This window comes from Streptomyces sp. AC555_RSS877 (genome assembly GCF_019049245.1).
Taxonomy (GTDB): Bacteria; Actinomycetota; Actinomycetes; order Streptomycetales; family Streptomycetaceae; genus Streptomyces.
The window spans coordinates 1-1380 of the sequence record NZ_JAGMUK010000138.1; the positions used below are offsets into that span (position 1 = coordinate 1).

The following is a 1380-nucleotide window of genomic DNA, read 5'->3' on the forward strand; positions in this document are numbered from 1 at the left end:
GGGACTGTAAAACGTTCGGTGTAACTCCCGATCATGGAAGATGCATCGATGACCAGCGACAACGTGACCGAGGTTGAACCCGGCGAGCCGTCTGAGGCGGCGTCGGCGAAGTCTGTGGACGACCGGCTGATTGACGAGCTGGTGGGCCGGGCTCAGGCCGAGGGCCTTCAGCTGACCGGCGAGGGCGGGCTGCTACAGCAGCTGACGAAGCGGCTCCTGGAGTCCGCTCTCGAGGGTGAGATCACCGACCATCTCGGCTATGACAAGCACGATCCGGCCGGGAAGAACGGCGGCAACTCCCGTAACGGCACCCGCGCCAAGACCGTGCTCACCGACGTCGGCCCGGTCGAGATAGCCGTGCCTCGCGACCGGGAAGGCAGCTTCGAGCCGAGGATCGTCAAGAAGCGGCAGAAGCGATTGTCCGGTGTGGACGAGATGGTCATCTCGCTCGCGGCGAAGGGCCTGACGACCGGTGAGGTCCAGGCCCACCTTGCCGAGGTCTATGGAGCCGAGGTGTCCCGGCAGACCATCTCCACGATTACCGACAAGGTTCTCGAGGGCATGGCCGAATGGCAGAGCCGACCGCTCGACGCCGTCTATCCCGTGATCTTCATTGACGCCATCCACGTGAAGATCCGTGACGGGGCGGTGGCCAACAGGCCCATTTACGTGGCCCTGGCGGTCACTGTCGAGGGCCGGCGGGACATCCTCGGGCTGTGGGCCGGCGACGGCGGCGAGGGCGCCAAGCACTGGATGCACATCCTCACCGAGATCAAGAACCGCGGTGTGAACGACGTCCTCATGCTGGTCTGCGACGGGCTCAAGGGCCTGCCCGACGCGGTCGAGGCCGTCTGGCCCCGCACCACGGTCCAGACCTGTGTGGTCCACCTGCTGCGGAACTCCTTTCGCTATGCCGCCCGCCAGGACTGGGACAAGATCGCGCGTGTCCTCAAGCCCGTCTACACCGCGGCGACCGAAGAGGCCGCACTCGATCGGTTCGCCGAGTTCGCCGACGCCTGGGGCAGGAAATATCCGGCGATCGTGCGGCTCTGGGAGAATGCGTGGGAGGAGTTCACGCCGTTCCTCCGGTTCGACACCGAGATCCGCCGCATCGTCTGCACGACGAACGCGATCGAGTCCGTCAACGCCAGGATCCGGCGGGCGGTCAAGGCCCGCGGACACTTCCCCAACGAGCAGGCCGCGTTGAAGTGCGTCTACATGGCGATCATGTCCCTGGACCCCACCGGCAAGGGACAAGCCCGCTGGACCATGCGCTGGAAGACCGCACTGAATTCCTTCGACATCACCTTCGACGGCCGCCTCTCCGCAGCACGTCAGTAACCCCAACAACCCCATTTACACCGCTCGTTTGACAGACCC

Annotated in this window: 1 protein-coding gene; it reads left to right on the forward strand. The window is 65.1% G+C overall.

The window, feature by feature from the left end:
* The first annotated feature begins 48 nt into the window (after positions 1 to 48).
* The gene (locus KUM49_RS37750; RefSeq protein WP_374200251.1) at positions 49 to 1341 is read left to right on the forward strand and encodes an IS256 family transposase; all 1293 of its coding nucleotides are present in this window, start codon (positions 49 to 51) and stop codon (positions 1339 to 1341) included.
* Positions 1342 to 1380 lie beyond the last annotated feature (39 nt).